19 protein-coding genes and 1 riboswitch are annotated in these 16,668 nt (G+C 44.6%); of the genes, 3 read left to right on the plus strand and 16 right to left on the minus strand.

What is annotated here, in order from left to right:
• Positions 1–61 precede the first annotated feature (61 nt).
• From rpoZ to AS29_RS19140, 5 genes are all read right to left on the minus strand, one after another.
• Positions 62–262, minus strand: a complete 201-nt coding sequence (gene rpoZ, locus AS29_RS19120; protein ID WP_035412823.1) for a DNA-directed RNA polymerase subunit omega — start codon at positions 260–262, stop codon at positions 62–64.
• A gap of 5 nt (positions 263–267) precedes the next feature.
• Positions 268–885, minus strand: coding sequence for a guanylate kinase (gene gmk, locus AS29_RS19125; protein ID WP_035412826.1), 618 nt, complete (start codon positions 883–885; stop codon positions 268–270).
• 15 nt (positions 886–900) lie between these two features.
• Positions 901–1,164 (minus strand): extracellular matrix/biofilm regulator RemA, encoded by a 264-nt coding sequence (remA, locus tag AS29_RS19130; RefSeq protein WP_035412829.1) that lies wholly within the window; start codon positions 1,162–1,164, stop codon positions 901–903.
• 65 nt (positions 1,165–1,229) lie between these two features.
• Positions 1,230–2,105, minus strand: a complete 876-nt coding sequence (locus AS29_RS19135; RefSeq protein ID WP_035412832.1) for a YicC/YloC family endoribonuclease — start codon at positions 2,103–2,105, stop codon at positions 1,230–1,232.
• 162 nt (positions 2,106–2,267) lie between these two features.
• Positions 2,268–4,940, minus strand: a complete 2,673-nt coding sequence (locus tag AS29_RS19140; protein WP_035413374.1) for a cation-translocating P-type ATPase — start codon at positions 4,938–4,940, stop codon at positions 2,268–2,270.
• A gap of 281 nt (positions 4,941–5,221) precedes the next feature.
• On the opposite strand from AS29_RS19140, the gene AS29_RS19145 reads away from it, so the two are divergent.
• Positions 5,222–6,931: an Rqc2 family fibronectin-binding protein gene (locus tag AS29_RS19145; protein ID WP_035412835.1), complete on the plus strand. Its 1,710-nt coding sequence runs from the start codon at positions 5,222–5,224 to the stop codon at positions 6,929–6,931.
• Positions 6,932–7,064: 133 nt separating this feature from the next.
• Here the strand turns inward: AS29_RS19145 and AS29_RS19150 are convergent, their stop codons facing one another.
• The 10 genes from AS29_RS19150 to AS29_RS19195 all read right to left on the minus strand — a co-directional run bounded on the left by AS29_RS19150 (position 7,065) and on the right by AS29_RS19195 (position 14,116).
• On the minus strand, positions 7,065–7,466 hold the full coding sequence (locus AS29_RS19150) for a hypothetical protein (RefSeq protein ID WP_082883917.1): 402 nt from the start codon (positions 7,464–7,466) through the stop codon (positions 7,065–7,067).
• The gene (locus AS29_RS19155) at positions 7,463–7,648 is read right to left on the minus strand and encodes an FbpB family small basic protein (RefSeq protein WP_035412839.1); all 186 of its coding nucleotides are present in this window, start codon (positions 7,646–7,648) and stop codon (positions 7,463–7,465) included. The genes AS29_RS19150 and AS29_RS19155 overlap by 4 nt, the downstream gene beginning before the upstream one ends.
• A gap of 540 nt (positions 7,649–8,188) precedes the next feature.
• Positions 8,189–8,695: a precorrin-2 dehydrogenase/sirohydrochlorin ferrochelatase family protein gene (locus tag AS29_RS19160; RefSeq protein ID WP_035412842.1), complete on the minus strand. Its 507-nt coding sequence runs from the start codon at positions 8,693–8,695 to the stop codon at positions 8,189–8,191.
• A complete protein-coding gene (locus AS29_RS19165; protein WP_051860847.1) occupies positions 8,692–9,456 on the minus strand; it encodes a sirohydrochlorin chelatase in 765 nt (254 codons plus the stop codon). Before AS29_RS19165 ends, AS29_RS19160 begins: the two co-directional genes overlap by 4 nt.
• Positions 9,457–10,230: a uroporphyrinogen-III C-methyltransferase gene (gene cobA / locus AS29_RS19170; RefSeq protein WP_035412845.1), complete on the minus strand. Its 774-nt coding sequence runs from the start codon at positions 10,228–10,230 to the stop codon at positions 9,457–9,459.
• 64 nt (positions 10,231–10,294) lie between these two features.
• Positions 10,295–10,909 carry an adenylyl-sulfate kinase gene (cysC, locus tag AS29_RS19175; protein WP_035412848.1) on the minus strand — a complete coding sequence of 205 codons (615 nt, stop codon included), beginning with the start codon at positions 10,907–10,909 and terminating at the stop codon, positions 10,295–10,297.
• Positions 10,906–12,060, minus strand: a complete 1,155-nt coding sequence (gene sat, locus AS29_RS19180) for a sulfate adenylyltransferase (protein ID WP_035412852.1) — start codon at positions 12,058–12,060, stop codon at positions 10,906–10,908. The genes cysC and sat overlap by 4 nt, the downstream gene beginning before the upstream one ends.
• A 42-nt stretch (positions 12,061–12,102) precedes the next feature.
• Complete coding sequence (locus tag AS29_RS19185) at positions 12,103–13,164, minus strand: inorganic phosphate transporter (RefSeq protein ID WP_035413380.1); 1,062 nt, start codon at positions 13,162–13,164, stop codon at positions 12,103–12,105.
• Between the two features lie 13 nt (positions 13,165–13,177).
• On the minus strand, positions 13,178–13,879 hold the full coding sequence (locus tag AS29_RS19190) for a phosphoadenylyl-sulfate reductase (RefSeq protein WP_035412855.1): 702 nt from the start codon (positions 13,877–13,879) through the stop codon (positions 13,178–13,180).
• A gap of 123 nt (positions 13,880–14,002) precedes the next feature.
• Positions 14,003–14,116 (minus strand): YezD family protein, encoded by a 114-nt coding sequence (locus AS29_RS19195; protein WP_431190701.1) that lies wholly within the window; start codon positions 14,114–14,116, stop codon positions 14,003–14,005.
• Positions 14,117–14,212: 96 nt separating this feature from the next.
• A riboswitch (SAM riboswitch) is annotated at positions 14,213–14,318 on the minus strand.
• Positions 14,319–14,484: 166 nt separating this feature from the next.
• Here AS29_RS19195 and AS29_RS19200 point away from each other — a divergent pair.
• Together AS29_RS19200 and AS29_RS19205 are read left to right on the plus strand one after the other, a co-directional pair.
• The gene (locus tag AS29_RS19200) at positions 14,485–15,159 is read left to right on the plus strand and encodes a hypothetical protein (protein ID WP_051860848.1); all 675 of its coding nucleotides are present in this window, start codon (positions 14,485–14,487) and stop codon (positions 15,157–15,159) included.
• Positions 15,156–15,431 carry a hypothetical protein gene (locus tag AS29_RS19205; RefSeq protein WP_035412858.1) on the plus strand — a complete coding sequence of 92 codons (276 nt, stop codon included), beginning with the start codon at positions 15,156–15,158 and terminating at the stop codon, positions 15,429–15,431. The genes AS29_RS19200 and AS29_RS19205 overlap by 4 nt, the downstream gene beginning before the upstream one ends.
• Here AS29_RS19205 and AS29_RS19210 read toward each other — a convergent pair.
• The gene (locus AS29_RS19210; RefSeq protein WP_035412861.1) at positions 15,405–16,607 is read right to left on the minus strand and encodes a two-component system sensor histidine kinase NtrB; all 1,203 of its coding nucleotides are present in this window, start codon (positions 16,605–16,607) and stop codon (positions 15,405–15,407) included. The genes AS29_RS19205 and AS29_RS19210 overlap by 27 nt on opposite strands.
• Positions 16,608–16,668: the final 61 nt, after the last annotated feature.

A 16,668-nucleotide genomic window follows, 5' to 3' on the forward strand; every position in this document is an offset into this window, starting at 1 on the left:
GAAGAGCAAATGGCTTTCAGATTGAATGGGTCAGCCTTTCATAACGGCATATCAAGCAGGATCAGTTCTCTTCCTTATCGTAAAAAAGCAAGCCTGCATCGATTTCTTCCAAAGCTTTTCCTACAAATTTATGAGAAATCGGCTTTGTAATCTGCTGATCTTTGTAGATCTGCATTTCTCTTGCACGTTTGGATGCTACGGTTACAAGTGTGTATTTTGAATCAAGCTTATTCATTAACGAGTCAATAGAAGGATTTAACATAGGGTTTATTCGACCTCCGAAATTTTCTTTTTATACCATGGAGCAACACGTTCGCGGCGGCAATGCTCGGCCGTAACGATTGCTTTAATTCTGTCGCATGCCAGATTTACGTGATCATTTTCAACTACATAATCATAGGCATCCATCAGAAGGATTTCTTCTTTCGCTGCAAGCAGGCGGTTTTCAATAATATCCGCCGATTCCGTTCCGCGCGTCACAATCCGATTTTTTAATTCATCAAGGGAAGGCGGCATAAGGAAGATAAATAGTCCTTCCGGAAATGCTTTTCGCACCTGAAGGGCGCCCTGCACTTCAATTTCCAGGAAAACGTCTTTCCCTTCGCTAAGCGTCTTTTCAACATAATCCACAGGTGTTCCGTAGTAATTCCCTACGAATTCTGCCCATTCGAGCAGCTTATCATTCTTGATCATCTCTTCAAATTCCTCACGGGACTTAAAGAAATAATCGATGCCGTCAACTTCGCCGGTACGCGGCTTTCTTGTTGTTACGGATATGGAATAATGAAATTTTGTATCATCCTGAGAAAAAATCTCTTTTCTGACTGTCCCTTTTCCGACTCCCGAAGGACCTGAAAGGACAATGAGCAGTCCTCTTTCTTTCATAGCTTTCAATAACCCCTACCCTTCATCTGATAACTCTTCTTTATTTGAAAGTCTGTGTGCGACAGTTTCAGGCTGAACAGCAGATAGAATAATATGATCGCTGTCCATTACGACAACGGCCCTCGTTCTGCGTCCATACGTGGCGTCAATGAGCATGCCGCGGTCCCGGGCATCCTGGATAATTCTTTTAATAGGTGCAGATTCAGGACTGACAATGGAGATGATTCGATTAGCTGATACAATATTTCCAAAACCGATATTAATGAGTTTAATGTTCAACGTTTGCTCCCCCTATATGATACCAGCTCTAGTCTAGCCTGAAAAATGGCGGTCTAAACAGGCTCCTATTCTACGTTTTGGACCTGTTCCTTTATTTTTTCAATGGTACTTTTCAGCTCCACTGCAAATGCTGCAATTCGGCTGTCATTAGCTTTCGAACCAATGGTGTTGGCTTCCCGGTTCAGCTCCTGCACGATAAAATCGAGCTTTCTGCCAATTGCTTCACCTGAATGGAGTGCCTGGCTGAATTGCTGAAGATGACTGTATATTCGGGTGACTTCTTCCGTAATATCGGCTTTTTCGGCAAATATGGCTGCTTCAGTTAAAATTCTTGATTCATCCGCCTCTGTCTGCAGTAAATCCTTAAGCTTAGTGGAAAGCTTCTCCATATGGCTCTTTTGAACAGCCGGCGCAATTGCTTCGATTTGTTCTGCAGCCGCCCTTACATCATCCAGCCTTATTTCAATATCTTTAAGCAGATGCCGGCCTTCGCTCAGCCTCATCCCGCTAAGCTCAATAACCGCGGACTCAACTGTATCCAGAATTGCTTCAAGCAAACGGCTCTGGTCCCCGTGTTCTTCCTGTACTTGTACCACATCTTCTATTTTCAATAGACCATCCAATGTAAGCTGGTCATTAAAACCGTACCGTTCTTTCATTTTCGCTGCAGCCTCTGTCAGCTGATCGAGCAGATCCCAGTCAACACTGACAGTACGCTTAGCAATCGGCTCTCCGTCGATTGTTATGTATGCTTCTAATCGGCCCCTGCGTATCCGGCCGGAGATCACTTTTTTGATTTTATCCTCTACAGACATTAGTTGTCTAGGCATTTTTACACTAATCTCACAGAATCGATGGTTTACCGATTTCATTTCAACTGAGATCGTCCGCCCATCCTTTTCTTGAACGGCCCTTCCGAACCCTGTCATACTCGCAATCATGATTATCACTTCCATTTTCCAAGAGTGAATTGGAAATATATGATGTCCCTGCAAAACCTCGCTGCTGAAAGTTGTATGGGATAACGGTAAACAGCAGATGGATACAGAAAAAATAAAAAGGTAATAGGCGCGCTATTACCTTGTGAATTATATCATAACAAATTAGGATTTTCTTGTTAAAAGTGAGCCGGCCAGTAAAAATGTAGGAAGTGAGGCCATTCCAAGGATAAGAATCCAATCCCTAGGGATGATGGATACCGTTTTGAAGATCGGCTGAAGCGGCGGATAATAGATGACGACAAGCATAAGCAGGATGGATGAGGCAACCGCTCCCAGCAGGTATAAATTTTCAAATGGATTTCGGTCAAAAATGGATTTCTCACTGCGGCAGTCGAATACATGAATGAGCTGAGCCATAACGAGAGTTGAAAAAGCAACCGTCTGGGCATATGCCAGATTTTCAGGATCACGGTTATAGATAAACATGAAGGCAGCAAGCGTTGCTGCTCCAATTAAGAATCCCCTTGAAATCACTTTCCATCCAAGCTTTCTCGCAAATACCCCTTCTTTAGGATGACGAGGCTTGCGATTCATCAAATTCCCTTCAGGCTGATCCAGGCCGAGCGCCATTGCCGGCAGTCCGTCCGTCACCAAATTCACCCATAGGATTTGGATAGGCACTAAAGGAAGGGGAAGAGCAAGAATCATCGCAAACAGCATAACCAAGATTTCTCCTACATTGGATGCGAGCAGGTAACGGATGAATTTCCGGATGTTCTCGTATATGTTTCTTCCTTCACGGATCGCGGATTTAATAGTGGCAAAGTTGTCATCTGCCAGAACAAGCGCTGATGCTTCCTTCGCAACATCTGTCCCTGTAATGCCCATTGATATACCAATGTCTGCAGCTTTAATGGCAGGGGCATCATTCACACCGTCTCCTGTCATTGCCACGATATGGCCGCGTTTTTGAAAGGCTTTCACAATTTTAAGCTTATGTTCAGGTGAAACCCTTGCAAAAACATAGACATCCTCTACCACTTTCTCTAATTCATCAGAAGAAAGCTTGTTCAGTGCCGCCCCGTCCATAACCTTTCCGTTGTGAGGCAGAAGGTCAAGCTGCTTGGCTATAGCCCGTGCGGTAATAACATGATCGCCCGTAATCATGATCGTTTTGATGCCAGCAGCCCGGCATTCTTTAATTGCCTGCTTGACCTCAGGCCTTGGCGGATCAATCATTCCCTGAAGCCCGACAAATACTAAATCCTTTTCGGCATCCTCCTGCTTATACACCCGGTCCTTGCCTATTGGCTTGTAGGCAATGGCAATCGTTCTTAGCGCTTTGGACGCCATGCTCTCAATCGACTCTTTAATGCGCTGTTCATATTGTGAAGTCATAGATTGCTGACGGTCTTCCCAAAGAACCTGCCCTGCGATGCCAAGAAGGACGTCAGGTGCACCTTTTGTTACAACAAAACGCTTCCCCGCAGAGTCCTCTGCAATGACACTCATCATTTTCCTTGTGGAATCAAATGGGAACTCCTCGACAATCGTAAATTTCTTATTAAGCGATTCTCTTGTCATTCCAGCCTTCATTCCGGCAATCAGCAAAGCGCCTTCTGTCGGGTCCCCGTCAATCCTCTTTTCAGCTTCCGTTTCAGAAAATTCAGCTGTATTGCAAAGCATTCCGAACGTTAATATTTGCTGCAGCGCTTTTTCTTCTTTCAGGGCAACCGTTCTTTCCTTATACGTAAATTCCCCATTCACATCAAATCCCGTTCCTGATACCTTCCACTGCTTCCCGCCTGACCATATATCGGTTACGGTCATTTTATTTTGAGTCATCGTTCCGGTTTTATCTGAACAGATGACCGAAGCACACCCAAGCGTTTCCACCGCCGGCAGCTTCCGGACGATGGAACGCTGCTTAATCATCCGCTGTACACCAAGGGATAAAGCAACGGTGACAATAGCCGGCAAGCCCTCCGGTATGGCCGCTACCGCCAGGGAAACCCCTGCAAGGAACATGGAATATAAGCTGTGTCCTTGAATGACGCCCACGCCCACTACAAGAGCAGTCAATATAAGAGCGACCACGATCAAAATCTTTCCAAGCTGTTCAAGCCGTTTCTGCAGCGGCGTGTCCAAGGATTCAGCCGTCTGCAGCAAATCAGCAATTTGCCCCATTGCCGTTTTCATCCCTGTTGCTACGACCATCCCGATTCCGCTGCCTCTTGTTACAAGCGTCCCCATAAAGGCCATATTCGTTAAATCCCCGAGACCCGCTTCTTTTACCTGTAATGCTCCATTTGTTTTTTGCACGGGTACCGATTCTCCCGTCAATGCAGACTCCTCAATTTCCAGACTTTTTACGGATAATAGTCTCAGGTCGGCTCCAATTCTGTCCCCTGAAGTAAATTTTATAATATCTCCCGGCACTAATTCTCTGGAAGGAATCCTTCCCCACTCCCCATCCCTAAGACAGCTTACCTGTGGAGCAGAAAGCTGTTTCAGAGCTTCAAGAGATTTTTCAGCCCGCCTTTCCTGGAAATACCCCAGAATCCCATTCATAAGGACGATCGCCACAATCGCAACGGCATCAATGTATTCTCCTAAAAATGCAGAAATAATGGTAGCTCCAAGCAGGACGAGCACCATAAAATCTTTAAACTGACCCAAAAATAATAAAAGCGCGGAAGTCTTTTCCGCCTCCTGCAGCTCATTGTAGCCAAATTTACCATAGCGGGAATGGACCTCTCTGTCCGAAAGGCCTGTGTCCCGGTCGGTGTTAACGGACTCCGCCACATCCTGAATCTCCATCTCATGCCATTTCATGATCTGCATATGCACCCCTTGCTCCAATTTGGTCAAGCCCTTCTCTATCACCATCTTATTCAGACAAGCACAGAAAAATGACTTTTAAAAAAGGGGAGCCTTTTTATGCAGGACATTAGGCAGTAAAGGTATTTATAGTGAAAGATACCAGTCTAACACGTTATAATAGAGAGAAGCTTCCATAAGCAGCGTTATTTGCAGCAGCAAATACGGATCATTCATGGAAATGCAACTAGAGGGACAATCCTCTAAATCTTTACGAAACAGAGCAGGTGAAGGACATGTCGTTTGACGGAATATTTACATATGCCATGACAAAAGAGCTTCAGGGAAAGCTCGGGAATGGCAGAATCTCTAAAATATATCAGCCTTATAAAAATGAACTGATTCTTCAAATACGTTCAGGGGGCACCAATTATAAATTGCTGATTTCTGCGCATCCGAGTTATGCGAGGATTCACTTAACCAATGAAAATTATGATAACCCCTCCTCTCCTCCCATGTTTTGCATGCTGCTGAGAAAGCACCTGGAGGGCAGTGTCATTGAACAAATTGAGCAAAAGGATATGGAGCGGATCATTATTTTCCGTGTAAAAGCCCGCAGTGAACTGGGGGATGTCACCCATAAGGAACTGATTGTTGAAATCATGGGCCGCCACAGCAATATGGTGCTTGTTGATTCAGAACGGCAAATTATACTCGACAGCATTAAGCATCTCCCCCCTGCCGTCAACAGCTATCGTACCGTATTGCCTGGACATCCTTATGTGTTTCCTCCTAGCCAGGACAAAACGCCGCCTTTTGGTTTGGACGAGGAAACGATCTTAAAAAAGCTTGATTTCTATGGAGGTAAACTTGACAAACAGCTTGTAGAGCATTTTGCAGGTATTTCCCCGCTGCTGGCACGCGAGATTACTGAACGTTCAGGCATGGTCAATCGGGAAACCCTTCCTAAGGCATTTATAGAGACAATGAATCGTCTTCAGCAGGGCAGCTTGAATCCTGTCATGATTACAGGAAATGAAAAAGAAGCCTTTTATTTAACGGACCTCACCCATTTAAAAGGAGAAAGAAAATTTTTCGATTCCTTAAGCGGGCTTTTGGACAGATATTATTTCGGGAAAGCAGACCGCGACCGTGTTAAACAGCAGGGAAATGATCTGGAGCGGTTTCTTTCCAACGAACTGAAAAAAAATAAGTCAAAGATCAAAAAACTTCAACGGTCTCTAGTCGATGCGGAGGATGCAGAGAAATTCCAGCTATACGGGGAGCTGCTGACCGCCAATTTGTATTCTATGAAACGCGGAGATAGGCAAGCTGAAGTGTTGAATTATTATGATGAGAACGGAAGCACTATAACCATTGCACTGAGTCCTCAGAAAACCCCGTCTGAAAATGCTCAGAGCTATTTTACTAAGTATCAGAAGGCTAAAAAATCCATTGCCCATATCCATGAGCAATTAAGATTGGCAGGAGAGGAAATTGACTACTTGAATAATCTTCTGCAGCAAATAGAGTCTGCTTCCCCAAAAGATTTAGAAGAAATCCGCGAAGAGCTTCAGGATGGCGGTTATATGAAGAAGAAGATTTTGAAAAAGGGCAAGAAACCGAAAGTGGTCCTCCCCGTCCTAGAGCAGTATGCTGCATCAGACGGCACCGTCATCCTTGTCGGGAAAAACAACAAACAAAATGAATACTTAACCAACCGTGCTGCAGCGAGAGATGATACGTGGCTTCATACGAAGGACATTCCAGGCTCTCACGTTGTCATTAAATCCAAGGATCCAGCTGAGGAAACCATACTGGAAGCAGCCAATATTGCTTCCTATTACAGTAAGGCGAGAAGCTCCGCATCTGTTCCAGTTGACTTCACTCTCGTCCGCCATGTAAAAAAACCGAGCGGTTCAAAACCCGGCTTTGTGATCTATGACCATCAGCAAACCGTTTTTGTTACACCGGATCCCGATTTGGTGAAGCGGCTTAAACAATAGGCTAAGTTAAAGGATGATGTTGATTTTTTAAACCTGTTGATTGGACCTGCAAGTGATCGCCCGAAGAGGAAACCAAAAACCAAGCTTAACACCTAAACACTAAAAAAAGGAGCCTTCCCGGCTCCTTTTCCTGTTATTGATGATATACGCGTCTGCGCTTCACCAGCTGATAAATTTTTCTAATTGCATATAGTAAGATAAAGATTCCTATCACATTGATAAGAAATCCGATGATTGAACCGAAGATCCCCATGTTCGCAAGCAAGCTCCCGAACAGAAGACCCGCTAATCCGCCTGCTATCAGACCCTTCATGAGTGAACGGTTCTTCGCTTTAGAAACAGCAGAATTTTTACTGTTATTGTATTTGTTCACCTGCGGTTTTTTATCTAAAATGGAGGATCGGTTTCCAAATCCCCCGCTCTTCTTAAATCCTTTCGCTTCAACGGTTTTGACACCCTGATCTGGAATCAGGTTTGTTACCGGGGTAAAAAGCAGTGCAGCGGCTGTCATGGCTGCAATCAATTTCTTCATCATTCGTCATCTTCTCCTATCGGTCTGCAGACTGGGTATATGTTTCTTGCTTTTTCTGGATATACGACCGTATACCGGTCTTCAATTCTTTCTTCTAGCTTTTCCATTAAATCAGCATTGCTTGTCAGCTCCTGCTTATTCCTGCGGATAAATTCTTCCATTGAATATCTGACTGGTTTTCTCATAGCGATCCATTCCTTTCATTTCATCAAAATCAAAAGGGCGCCTTTACCATGCCGGTAAAAGCGCCCTGAATACAAAAATGCCTTTACCAACAATTTGGCAAAGGTCTCGCAAACAACAATATGCTGCCAATAAAGCCGGAGACGGTTATCTCGTAATGACGACTTTATTTGAACTGCTACTCCCCTTTGGAGTTCATATGAACTTATAAATCTATCATATAGGACTTCTGCCATTTTGTCAACTTGAGTATGGAAACAGTCAAAAAAGAGGGCTGTCCACATAGTCAGTTTTCAAAGCTCTGTTCGCATTCAAAGGCAGATTGATTTGGGCTGATTTCCGCTGCAGGTGCTTGCTTTGCGGGGGTCTCACCTTTTCCGCTGCTCTTAGCAAGGAGTCGCGCACCTTCCCCTCCAATCAGCCTATACAATAATTGTTCGAAAATGCTAAGTAAAAACCAAAACCCCCTGTATGCTCATTCAAAGCATTCAGGGGGTTTCATTCAATCCTATCCTCTTAGCAGGGGTTATTGGACAGCCCCCTCATATTTCTTGATTCGTTTTACGCTTTTGTCTTACCAGGTAACTCTGTTCAAGCAATTCAAAGGTTTCATCCTCTATACTGCCAATGAGCTTTGAACAGATTTCTTTAGCCATAGCCGGACTGGAACCGCCTGTATGTACGGAAACGGTCAGTTTTCCTTTAGAGGCACGCATGGGTACTTCAACATTTCCATCCTTCGCTTCATCAGCAATGTTCACTAGCTGCAGTGGATGAGTCTGTTCGGCTATGCATTTGTTTGCCAACCGGTCATCTGTTGCGGCAATGATTAAAAAGTAGCCATCCAAGTCTTCCTTTCTTATCTTCCGCTTAATCCACTGAATTTCCCCCGACAAATGAAGATCCCTTATTTCGCTCACTGCTTCAGGACTGATGACCGTGATGGCGGCCTCTTCCTTTAGAAATATCATAAGCCTGCGGTACGCGATTTTCCCGCCTCCGGCAATAAGGATAGGTTTTTCAGAAAAATTAATCATTAAAGGAATCACAGTCTCACCTCTGCTTCAGCAGAAGACGCCAGCAGCTTTTCTAACGCTTCTTGTACTCTCTTTATAAAAGCAGCTTGTACATGCTTTGAAAAACCTACGTATGAGCAAAGAATGATTTGTTTATCGGTTTTAAGCAAACTGATTTCTTTTTCAATTCCGTTCATGAGAAGACCGGTAAACAGCAAATAAGGGACAATATAGATTTTTTTTTCGGGAAACTCCTGAATCCTTTTTAAAACCTCTGAAAAAGAAGGCTCAGCCGCTGTTAAGTAGCATATGTTGACTTCGAGCCCCTCTGTCCGCTCCTCTACGCCTTTCGCTATTGCCCCTAAGTCCTTTTTTACATCCGGATCGGAGCTGCCTCTTCCTACAAGCAGAGCTCTGGCGTTTTCATGAGCAGGGAGCGGACTCAAGCGTTCAAGAATTGCTTCGGACATTTCCCCTTGAACGCCGATTGGCGCGCCATAGGAAACAGCTATATTAGGATGTTCTTTCATGACTGCTTCAAGCTCTTCGGGTATATCGGATTTCGCGTGGGCGGCTGTAAGCAGAAGTACAGGAATAACCGCTATAGAGTCTGCGCCTTTATTCAGGCACAATTCAAACCCGGTTTTTATATCCGGTTCTGCAAGTTCCAGAAAACAAATTTCCTGGATGGGTGCTTGCACGTGCTTTTTACATGCTGAAATAAATTCTATAGCCTCATCACGCGCTTTTTTCACGCGGCTTCCGTGGCATATATACAAAACAGCCTGCTTCATTTAGAGCGCCTCACTTACTTGAGAATCTGTCCTGTCCTCTTTGAACCATTTGAGCTGCTCACGGTATGTAACCACTTCTCCAATGATAATCATGCTCGGATTGGATATACCGCCCTGCTTTACAGCTTCATGGATGTCAGCCAGTGTTCCGGTTACGGTTCTTTGCTCATCCGTGCTCCCCCAGTGGATCACCGCTGCCGGAGTTTTAGCAGGCTTCCCATGGGCCAGGAGCTGTTCCTGTATATATGGCAGCTGACTGATCCCCATGTAAATGGCAAGGGTATCTACTCCCCCGGCTAAGCTTTTCCAGCGGCTGCTTTCTTCCTCCCCCTCTTTTCGGTGGCCGGTGATGAATGCAACACTTCCGCTCGCTTCCCTGTGGGTTACTGGAATTCCTGCATAGGCAGCAGCAGCAATTCCGGATGTAATTCCCGGAACCACTTCAAATTCGACTCCATGTTTGACAAGAGCTTCCGCTTCTTCTCCGCCGCGGCCGAAAACAAATGGATCTCCGCCCTTAAGCCTTGTTACTACATGGCCGCCTTTAGCAAATTTTATGAGGAACCGGTTAATGGTTTCCTGTTTCATTGTATGATAATCCGGCAGCTTTCCGCAGTAAATGAGGTCAGCGCCTTCTTTTGCGTGCTTTAGCAATTCTTTGTTTACAAGCCGGTCATATAAAATGGTATCGGCCTCCTGGATGCATCGCAGCCCTTTTACTGTAATCAGGTCTGGATCTCCCGGGCCTGCTCCCACGAGGTACACCTTCGACATTATCATCCCTCCCTTGAATGATTATACCGTACAAGGGGTTTCAAGTCCTTACTCGGAAATAGCCTTATGCATTTTTTAAGCTGACAAACTGTTTATCTTTTAAATAGTGGAGAACCTGATCTGCGCATTCAGAAGGATTGAATTCCCCGCTGTCGAGCACAATTTCCGGATGATCCGGTTTCTCGTAAGGGGAATCGATTCCTGTAAATCCTTTGATTTCTCCATTCCTTGCTTTTTTATATAGTCCTTTAGGATCCCGTTCTTCGCATTTTTCAAGTGAGCAATCTGTAAACACTTCAATAAATTCATCTGCGTCAAGAAGGTCACGCACCTGACTCCGGTCTTCCTTAAAAGGCGAAATGAAGGCTGTAATGACGACACTTCCAGCATCAGTAAACAGCTTGGATACTTCTCCGATTCTCCTAATATTTTCGCGGCGGTCACTGTCTGAAAACCCGAGATCCCCATTGAGGCCATGGCGGACATTGTCCCCGTCCAGCACATAAACCTGCACACCGTTTTCATAAAGCTTCCGCGCCAGTTCATTAGCAACTGTTGATTTGCCTGACCCCGATAACCCCGTAAACCAGATAACAAAACTATGATGGCCGTTCCGTTCTCTCCGCTCCTCTTTGGAAATAGACTGCTGGTGCCATGTAACATTAGCAGATTGTGTCATCGAACTTCCTCCGCTTCCGTCTGTGTCTCTCTCATTCCCTCAATCAGCACTTTGATGACCTCAGGCCTGCTGAATGTGCTTGGGGGAACTTCTCCCTTACGGAGCATCTCTCTTACTTTAGTACCAGAAAGAATCACCCGATGCTCCGGAGCGTGCGGACATGATTTGGTCGTCGCCATACCTTCGCATTTGCTGCAGTAAAAGCTGTGCTCAAAACGGAGCGGTGTAATGCCGATTTCTTCAGGTTTAAATTCGTCAAATATATACTGGGCATCATACGTACCGTAATAATCGCCGACACCTGCATGATCTCTTCCGACGATAAAATGAGTGCATCCATAATTTTTTCGTACCAATGCATGGAAAATCGCTTCTCTTGGACCCGCATATCTCATTGCAGCAGGGAACACCCCAAGAAATACCCGTTCCTTCGGATAGTATTCATCAAGAAGAACTCCATAGCTTTTCATTCTGATGGAGGCTGAAATGTCATCAGATTTGGTTTCCCCTACCAGCGGGTTTAAGTAGAGGCCATCGACGGTCTCAAGAGCCGTTTTCTGAATGTATTCATGCGCCCTGTGGACCGGGTTTCTCGTTTGGAATCCAACAATCGTTTTCCAGCCTTTTTGTTCAAACGCTGCTCTTGTTTCAGCCGGGACAAAATAGTGATCTGGAAAATCAGGCTGCGTCCGCTTTATGAGTGTGATATCTCCGCTAACGTAAAACTCTCCTCTTGAGAATAATTTTTTCACCCCAGGATGGTTCCGGTCAGAGGTTCTGTAGACGTTAATGGCTTCTTTTTCTTTATCCGGTTTGTAAATCTCCCCAATATCTATAAAACCATATTCTTCTCCCTCAAAAACAAGCTTTGCCTGATCTCCGCTGTTAAGTTCTGTAGCCTTCTTTTCAGAGATTGGAAGCGTAATAGGGATGGACCATACCGTTCCATCTGAGAGTTTCATTGTTTCTACTACACTGAGATAATCTTTTTCAGATAAAAATCCTGACAGCGGGCTATACCCTCCTATAGCGATAAGCTCCAAGTCACTTAATGCCATAGCATCCAGTTCGATCGTTTTCTCTAAAGATCCCACATCCATGCCCAAATCGGTTCGCTGTATTAGCTTTCCTCCATGCGGTGTTAAACTCATCTATAACTCCTCCTATTCAGATAAAACTACTTGGTTTCGAATTTAAATTCCTCCGCCTTGTTCATGCACAGAGCGCTTTTCTTTTTTTATTGCTTTCATTAAAGAGAGAACTCCAAGCGTTGCAACCATAATCGCAACGGCTGAAAATGTGGAATAAAAATCGGATTGTACAAACAGCTTAACCATGACGTACGAGATCGCCAGGCTCACCAGTGGCGAAACAATCCATACTTTTACGATTTTTTTCACGATGCCCTTTTGAAAAACAATTGCACCATTTTTAGCAGCCCCGGACGCCATGATGGATGTGGATGTCACCTGGGTTAAAGGCACGGGAAGACCGAATAGCGAGCTGATGGTGACAAGCAGAGCACCCGTACCCGAAATAACTATACCTTCTGTTTTCGAAAGTCTTGTTATTTTCTTCCCATTCGTCTCAAGGACCCGTCCGCCCAGAAGGACAGCACCCGCTGCTACGAAAAAGCCCCCAATCCATACCCCTTTGTTTACAGAAATAACTCCCGCCGCTACCAGCGGGCCGACAGCGTTGGCAACATTATTCATTCCAGCTGAGAATGCTTCAAAAAATCCTGCTGCAATCAAAAGATAAATCAGCAGCTTTCCCCCTCGGGCCTCTAGCCTGGAAAAAAGCGGCTTACATGCTCTGCATATAAAATAGGTAATAAAAAAGGCTGCCACTGGAATGATGACCCAGAACATCATGATGATTAGAACAGATTGGACATATAAAGCATGATAGGCGACCCCAACCCCGACTACCGCTCCAACTGTAACTTCACTTGTAGACAGCGGAATCCCCATCAAATTGGCCATAAATAACGAAATCGCAGCGGAGCCGATAACGACAAGCACAATTTGCATGGTGATCATCGACTGCGGAATAATGCCGGAGCTGATCGTTTTAACGACTTCTCCTCCCCCCAGTACAGCTCCCAGAATAACGCCTGCTCCGCATAGAAGGAGGGCTGCCATTCTGCGATTAATTGCCCCTGACCCGTATGCCACACCCATGGAAGCAGCCGCCCCGCTTGCCCCAATGTTCATCGCAAAAAACAAGCTGAGGATGATTGCGGCAGCTTCCATCATAATTGAGCCCTCAACCGTGCAGACCGCATTCTGTCTTTTGGCTGCCGTTCCAGCGGCCGGATCTTGCATCATTTACATTGATGGCAGGCTGGGTGCATGGCTTGCAACCGATGCTCGGGTATCCTTGATCATGGAGAACATTGTAGTCCAAGTCATTTTTGTGGGCATACCGCCATACATCTTTCCACGTCCAGTGAATAAGCGGGCAAATTTTAACATTTTCAAACTTATCATCCCGGTTCAGGAACTGGGTGTTTTTTCTTGAAGGGGATTGCTCTCTGCGCAATCCGGATATCCATGCCTTTTCGGTGCTCATTACCTCTCTGAGAGGAAGCACTTTCCTGATTCTGCAGCATTCATTCGGATTTCGCTTCCATAGTTCGTCCCCATGCTTTGCCGCCTGTTCAGCTACAGTTAAAGGCGGTTTTTTCAATAAAATATTTAAAGCAGGATACCGTGCCTTTACACGGCCAATCAAATCATAGGTTTCTTTGAAATGGAGCTCAGTATCTAAAAATACAATTCTCGCATCCTTTTTTATTTTCGATATGAGATCGATCAGAACAATCCCTTCAATACCGAAGCTGCATGCATAAACTAAATCGTCCTGATAATGAGAATACGCCCATTCCAGAACGTTAAGCGCTTCGACCGTTTTGTCATCATTTTCGAATTCTGGAGCGGTTTCTGTCCAATTTTCGAATGTCAGCATAAATTTACACTCCTCTTTTTTAAAACCAACGCAAAAAGGCAGGAACGCGCCGCTGCATAAACAAAGAGCAGGCAAACCGTTCCCGCCTCTAGTTTGTCTAGTCAGCGTACTCATATTGGATTTTTATTTCAGTCTGACTTTTTCATTTTTCTCAAGCTGAATGATCTTACCATCCTGGACAACCAGGGTGATGGATCCGTATTTCATTGCCTGAAGCATTTCTTTTAGCTTTCCGATAACTTCTTCAAGCTGATCCTGCTCCCCCACGGACAGCCCCTCCCCAATACAAAAATAAAAAGCCTTCCATTTTAGAAAGACTTGTGAGGTGTATTCCCCTTATCTCCCAAAATGGATTCCATTTTGCTGGATTTAGCACCTTGCTTTCAAGCAGGTTGCCGGGTTTCAAAGGGCCAGGTCCCTCCACCGCTCTGGATAAGTATGATGTGTTATTGATTTCAAATTTTAGCACAATTCGAACGATTGTCAACCCGAGTTATCGGGTAGGTTTTATAAAAAATCAAAATAGGTGCAAATTACCCAGTAATTTCTGCTGCTTAGAAATATCTTTGGCAGTAGGATACAATTAGCTTAAGAGGTGAAATGTATTGAAAAAGACGATTGTTTCATGGAGCGGAGGAAAAGACAGCACCATGATGCTTCACAGGCTTTTGCAAAACCCGGAATATCCTATCTCTGGACTTTTTACATCGATCAACCGGGTTGCCCGCAGCGTTCCTTTTCATGGAATCGGAGAGGATTTACTAAAAGATCAGGCAGCAAGCCTCCGCCTTCCTATTCAATTCTTAGAACTCTCACCATCTCCATCTAATAATGAATATGAGGAGAGCCTGGGCGAATTTCTAAAAAACTGTAAAGAAAATGAAATAACTCATGTTGCATTTGGGGACATCTTTTTAAAGGATCTTCGTAAATATAGAGAAGATCTGGTCACGGCCTGCGGTTTACAGGCTATTTTTCCTCTATGGGGAGAACAGACTGAATCTCTAGCCCGTCAGTTTATAAAGGATGGCTATAAAGCTTCCATTTGCGGAATAGATAAATCAAAGCTTCCATATTCTTTACTGGGACATCAATACAATAAATCATTTATTCAAACTATCGAAAAATCAGCCGATTCATGCGGAGAAAACGGGGAGTTTCATACCTTTGTGTACGGCGGACCGATTTTCAGCAGAGAGCTTTCATTTGGGACAGCCGGCACAGAAAACACATTTCCTGGTTTCCGGACACTTTTGCTGCAGCGGGAGGATAACACATGATTGGTAAAGCGTTCTTGTCACTGATTGGTTTTATGATGGCAGCAATCGGGTTTTCCTTTTCCATTTCATCAAAATGGAGCAAAGAGGAGCTGAATGAAATAAGAATAACCGCAGCTGGCGGCTTTAAGTTATTTGCTGCTGGCGGCTTATTATATTGGTCCATTCTGGAGAAGACCGTTCCTGAAAAACAAACGGCCCTTTTGTTTCACCTTAGCTTTCTTTTGATCGGCCTTGCCGGTTTTGCATTATCTGTCTTCATTTGGTTCGGTTAATGCAATAGGGAATTCCATGTAAAAGGATGTCCCTTCCTTATTGCTGACAACCCGAAGTTCACCATGATGATTTTCAATGATCTTTCTTGAAATAGAGAGACCCAGCCCTGTTCCATCATCCTTCATTGTAAAAAATGGATCGAATATATGAACGAGAACCTCAGGCTCAATTCCGCTCCCGTTATCCGAAAAAGATATTTGCACTACATCTCCGTATATGGCTGCTTTCACATCAACCTTTAGTTTTTTATTTATGGTCTTTGCCTGCTGGGCGTTAGCAAACAGATTCATAAATACTTGCAGAAGCTCCTCCTTGTTTCCGAGGATCGCTGTTTCAGGCAGTACCTTTTTACAGTCAATGATTAGATCCGTGTCATGAAGGAACGCTTCACTGTGCAGAAACTTTCCTAAATATCCCTTGAGAAAGTCTGACACATATAGAGTCTCAAATGGCAGCGCCTCCGTTTTTGATAACCTCAAAAAATCCGTAATAATACCGTTCGCACGATCGATCTCAGGAATAAGCAAAGCCGAAAACAGCCGGTTCATATCTGGACCGAGCTGTCCGCTGAGAAGCTGGAGATACCCCCGGACAGTTGTAAGGGGATTTCTGATCTCATGCGCGATTCCTGCTGCAATTCTCCCTGACATCGCCATTTTTTCAGCATCCTTCAAGTTATTCAGGAAATGAAATAATCCTGCTACCCTGCTTATACTCCCATCGTGCCTTCGTATGATATATGTATTAACGATTCCATAATTACGGTCCCATAATTCCCGATTGCGGATAGCCTGTCCGGTCTGGAGCGTTTCCAATATGGCAATCTGCTGATCAGGTATACGCAGCAGCTCCCTTATATGTGTACCGATCACGGCTTCAGGATCAGCCTTTAAATCGGCAGCCGACTGTCTGTTGCACAGTGTAATCTTTCCATCAGCATCAGTGATAACTAGATGATGCGGTATCAAATCAGCCAGCGGCGCAAGCTTCTCTTCCAGCTTTTCCAGCAGCTCTCCTTCTAAAGATGCAATGGTAAACGAACCTTCTTGTTCTGCTGCAGGCTGATGCCGATAAAATCTGCCTGATTCAGAATCCTTATACTCAAAAGCAAAAGGTATCGAATCTATTAGACGCTTATAAAATAAAAGTTCTTGTTGATCCTCGAATTCTTTCATTTCTTCCTCCAGCTTACATCATTCATCTTTTCCCATTATAAGGGAGGATCTCAGATCGTTC

The organism is Bacillus sp. SJS, assembly GCF_000732485.2.
Taxonomy (GTDB): Bacteria; Bacillota; Bacilli; order Bacillales; family Bacillaceae; genus Metabacillus_B; species Metabacillus_B sediminis.